This window comes from Rhodococcus sp. NPDC058532, assembly GCF_042719255.1.
GTDB lineage: Bacteria > Actinomycetota > Actinomycetes > Mycobacteriales > Mycobacteriaceae > Rhodococcus_G.
In genome coordinates this window covers 20,106-25,218 of record NZ_JBHXNU010000007.1, presented here as the reverse complement: position 1 = coordinate 25,218, position 5,113 = coordinate 20,106, and the positions used below count along the sequence as shown (strand labels likewise).

Here is a 5,113-nt window from a genome sequence, read left to right as displayed (position 1 = left end):
AGGAAAAGAGAGACAAGCATTTGCTATGGCAGAGGGAGCGGGAGATGGCTGGTGGTGGGGGGTGGGGGGGGGTTACTATCTCCTTCCCTTTTTTCCCCCCCCCCCCCCCACTACCGTGTTTCGACCTGGAGGACTACTCCTCGCCGGTCATCTTCCTGCGGTTACGCAGCGCCAGCCAGGCACCACCAGCGATCAGCGCCAGCGCGCCACCGGTGAGCCAGATGACGTTCGCTCCGGTGACGGGAAGCGACGACGACTGGCCCGGCTTGCTCGGAGCCGGCTTGCCAGGGGCACCGTTGTGTCCGGAGCCGCCCGGGTTCCCCGGCGAACCGGGTCCACCCGGAACGCTGGGCCCCGGGGGAGTCCCCGTTCCCGGCCCCGGCGGAACCGACGATCCACCACCCCACGGCGGCACCGAGGATCCGCCACCCCACGGCGGGATCACAATTCCACCCCACGGCGGCAGCGGAATCGGGATCGGGATGATGATCAGACCGTTGCTGCTGGTCTTGTTCTCCAGACCAAGCACCACCGAACCGTTCGCGTCACCGGTGAGCGTGACGGTGGTGCCAGTCGACTCGCCGTCGAGCGCGGTCGCCTCCGCATCGCCCTCCTTCACATCCCACACGACCTCGCCCCACTTAACGTTGGGCACGTCGGTGTGAGCGCCGGTCTCGACGAAGTTGACCTCGGTGTCGAGCGGGAACTGGACCTTGCCGTCAACGACGGCCGCGTCGCACTGGGCGGTCGGGGTGACCGATCCGCCGGGCTTGACGTCGAGGATGCAGGAGCGCGCCTCGCCGTCTGCGTCCGTCCAGGTCGCCGTGACCTGGAAGGTCGCGGCCGGGTCCTTCATGACCTGATTGCCCTTGGGCCCGGTCACGATCTTCTCGATGTCGAGGTCGGTGGTCGGGATGATCCGGTTGTGGATCTCGACCACGGCCTGCTCACCCGGCACGATCCCGACGGTGTTGCGGTAGTCCGCGTCACCGGCGTCCTCGGCCACCCAGTAGTACGGCCGCGCCCAGTCGAAGCCGGGCAGGTCCTTGGGATCGACCTCGGAGAAGGTGACCACGGTGCCCCGCGGCAGCACATCGCCGGACGTCCAGCTGAACCCGTTCTCCGCGTTCAGCGTGATGGTCTCGCCCACTGCCGGGAACTCGACATCCGCGGGAAGCGGCGGATCGATGTTGTCGATCCGAACCTCGAACTCCGCGCCATCGGGCAGGTCGGCGTCGGTGGCCGGGATGCGCTCGTCACCGTCGAGGATGTACTTCGTGAACTCGACCGAGCCGAACTCCCACAGCGCCTCGTTCGTCAGCGTGATCAGGCGACCCTCGGTAGGGTCATCCGAGACGATGCCGGTCGCGGTGCCGTCGGCGTGGGAGACGATCCACGATTCACCGCTCGGGTCGGTGCCCCAGGTGATCGTGCCCCACTCGACGCCCTCGATGTCGGGGCGACCGATCTCGGTGAACGTCACCTCAGTGCCGATCGGTAGATCGACGCCGAGCGGTGTCGCGACACCGTTCTTGACGGTCAACACCGTGGTCCGGTACTCCGTACCGTCCTTCCAACGGGCCTCGACCTTGAACTCCGCGTCATCACCGACGGACTCCGCCGCTTCGCCGGCGACCTGCTTGAGGATGCGCAGGGTGCCGTCGTTCTTGTCGACGAAGTTCGTCACCTCGACCGTGCCCGGATCCTTGCCAATCGTCACCACTCCGGAGTCGCCGTCGATCGTGACGTCACCGGTGAAGGCCGGCACGCCCCAGGCGAGACCGTTGCCGTCGTCTGGAACCACCTCGGTCAGCGTGACCTTGGTGCCGCCGGGCAGGTTCTCCCCGAACGGGACCGGAGTGCCGTCGGAGGGCAGCGTGAGCGTCTTGGACTGCTCGACCCCCGCCGCGTCCGTCCAGGTGGCGATCACGTCGAACGTCTCGGGAACCGCGCCGTTGGACGCCTCCGGGCCCGTGAGCTTCTTGCTCAGCTCGAAGGTGCCCTGAGTGATCTTGGCCTCGTTGGTGACGGCGATCGTGTTGGCGGCCGCGTCGGTGCCGATGGTGATCGTCTGCGGAGTGATCACCGGCTCCGACCACGTCACGAGGTCGGTGTTCACCGGCTTGACCTCGGTGAACGTGACCTTCGCCCCGATCGGCAGGTCCTTCAGCTCATAGGACTGGCCGCCCTTGAGCGTGAACTCCCGCAGCTCGCTTCCGCCGTCACCGTAGGCGATCTCCGCCTTGATGACGAAGGACTCGTCGCCGGTGATCGCCGTGTTCTCCGGGTTGAGGACGGTCTTGGTGATCGTCGTCGCCCCGAGGACCGCCTTGTTGACCAGGCTGACCTCGACATTGGTCTTCGGCTCGATCTCGACCAGCGCCACGGTGTCACCGTCGCTGAGCGTCACGCCGTCCGCCGGGCGGAACTTGCCCTGCTCGAAGTAGACGCCGTCGACCTGCGGCAGGTTGACCTCGGACAGCCGGATCGTCCACCCGGTGCCGCGGGGGTTGAGCCCGCTGACCGGGGTCCCGTCTGCCTTCACCTTGATCTCATAGGTGCTCGACGCGGGACCGACAGCCGGATCCACGCCGGGAGCGAACTCCTCGACCTTGACCGTGAACTCGGTGCCCTCCGGGAACTTCTCGGAGGCGGAGTCGATCTGCTTCAGCAGCGAGAACGAGCCTCGCGACACGCCCTCGCCGGTGCCGCTGCCGCCCCACGTCTGCGTGACGCTGCTCGTCAACTCGGCGCCCTCGTAGGCGAGCGAGTTTCCGTACACCGTCCCACGGTCGTCCAGTCCGCCGCTCGCGGTGCAGAGGGTGTACTCGATGACGTACTTCGTCTCGCGGCTGTAGTCGCCTGCCGCGTCGTCCTTCGGGAGCGTGATCTCGATCCCGTTGGCGGTGCGGGTGACGATGGTGTCGGCAGTCAGGTCGCGATCCGGGGCGGCGCCGCTGCCACCGATGGCGTCCTTCGCGACGACTCGGAAGTTGAGGTCCTCCTTGAGATCACCGCTGACATCGCACACGGTCAACGTGTCGGAGAAGGTGTCGGTGATGACCGCCCGCTCGGTGAGCGCCTCCAGGTTGCGTCCGGGAACCTCGGCGTCCCAGTCGACCGTCGTGCCTGCCGGCTGCATCTCGCCGCCGACCTCGGTCGGCTCGGTGTTGAGGCCGCCCTTCTTGTTGCCCTTGAACTCGGGGCCCTTCACCGAGGCGGTGACCTCGGAGCCGTTGACGAGCGCCGTGTTCGTGAACACGTCGGAGTTATCCGGAACCTCGTCCCCGGTCAGGCAGGACCGGTAGGTCACGTAGTAGTACTGCTCCACGTCGAACGGATCGTTCGGCGTGAAGGACACGGTGAAGTCCTCCGCACCGGGAGTGGCCGCCTCGGTGATGGCGAACTGGTCGGTGACGTCGGTGCGCCCGACCCCTCCGCCGCCCGGTCCCGGCAGGTAGTTCGCCTTCTCGATCTTCAGCGCAAGCCCGGTGTCGCACACGGCATGACCGCCGGTGAGCGTGTCCGCGATGGTGACCTTCTTGCCCGGGCTGGATTCGATGAACGTGCCGGGGACCATGACTGTCCACTCCGCGACCCGGTAACGCTCACCGTTGCTGTTGAGGAGCTTGCCGGACTTGCTCGGCACGGTCGTCGGCTCCCAGTCCTGCCCGACCCCGGCACCGACGGTCTCGTCACCGATGGTGATCGAGTTGTCGTACTGGGTGTCCTTGGGATCCACGGTGCCGCTGGTGGTGCACGAGGCGTACTCGATGCGGTACAGCTGGTCCTTCTCGAACGGCGCGCCGGTGTTGATGTCGATGATGACCGGGTCGCCCGCCGCGTTCTGGGTGATGGTGACGCCGCCCGGGACCTCGGTCAGTGCGCCCGGACGTCCGGAAAACAGCTTGGCGTTGAGCCGGCCGTCGTCGCACAGCTTCATGTTGGCCGAGAGTTCGTCACTCAGCTGCACCGAACCGGTATTACCCGCATCCAGGGCGATGAGATCGGAGCCAGGGATGTCGATGGTCCAGCGCACAGCCTGCTTGTCCGGCTGGAGCTTGCCGGACTTGGTGGCGTCACCGAGGTCCTTGCCGTCGCTGATGCCGCCCTCGCCGGGCAGGTCGACCAGCGTGCCCTCGCCGTTGATCTCGAACTCCACCTCCTCGGAGGTGGTGTATTCGACCGCCTTGGTGAAGACGGTGAAGGTGCCGTGCACCAGCTCGGGGTTGGCCGTCACCGCGTCGGTGAGCACGCAGTTCATGAGGTTGGTGCTGCCGTCGAGCACGCAGTTGCCCCAGACCGTGCCGTCCTCACCCTTGAGCTGCAGGTTTGGGTTTGCGTCGAGCTTCAGCTCGTCGGGGAACTTGACCGTGAACTCGTCGCCTGCCTTCGGATCGGCGGCGGAGGCGTCCCAGGTGCCGGACACCGTGACGGCGTCACCGACGGTGATCTGCTCGTCGTTGGTTCCGCCCTCGACCTGGATGTCGGTGATCTCGACGACGATGCCGGGGTTAAGTCCGCGCGCGACCTGCCGCTTTTCCACTGCGGGGGTGGTCGTCGTCGGCGCCGTCGTCGTGACCGTCGGCTTCTCGGACGTGGGCTCCTCCGACTCCGACTCCTCCGGCGTGGTCGTGGTCGGCGCGGTCGTGACCGCGGGCGCCTTCGTGGTGGTGACCGCGGGAGGCGTCGTGGTGGTGACCGCGGGAGGCGTCGTCGTCACCGCGGGAGGCGTCGTCGTCGTGAGCTCAGGCGGCGGCGTCGTGGTCGTGGTGGTCGGCGGGGAGGTCGTGGTCTCGGTTTCGGTTGCCGAAGCAACCGGGGCGAGCGAGAACGAGGTCATGACCAGCATCAGGACAGTCAGAACCATCCCCAGCGCAGCCCACCGAGACACCACCTCCGTTCCGCCACGACGTCGGAAGACATGGTTACGCAAGACGGCACCCTTCGTTCGATACGCACGTTCATACCGCGGACGCGAGGACAGCAAACAGACTGCAATTGCTCAGAGTGGCGCCGCCTGGGCCAACCCCCGCGGCGCCCCTCTCCCACCCCCTCCGGTCACGCATTTCTAACGGTACCCACCCCCGCACCACATCACACCAATTCGCTC

Annotated in this window: 1 protein-coding gene; it reads right to left on the bottom strand. The window is 66.8% G+C overall.

The features are described from left to right. Positions 1-133 precede the first annotated feature (133 nt). A complete protein-coding gene (locus ACFWQG_RS10545) occupies positions 134-4,852 on the bottom strand; it encodes a DUF5979 domain-containing protein (RefSeq protein ID WP_378507569.1) in 4,719 nt (1,572 codons plus the stop codon). Positions 4,853-5,113 lie beyond the last annotated feature (261 nt).

Bases quoted from the DNA above. Each gene is read 5' to 3' on its own strand.
- ACFWQG_RS10545 (WP_378507569.1), bottom strand. From the start codon at position 4,852: ATGCTGGTCATGACCTCGTTCTCGCTCGCCCCGGTTGCTTCGGCAACC.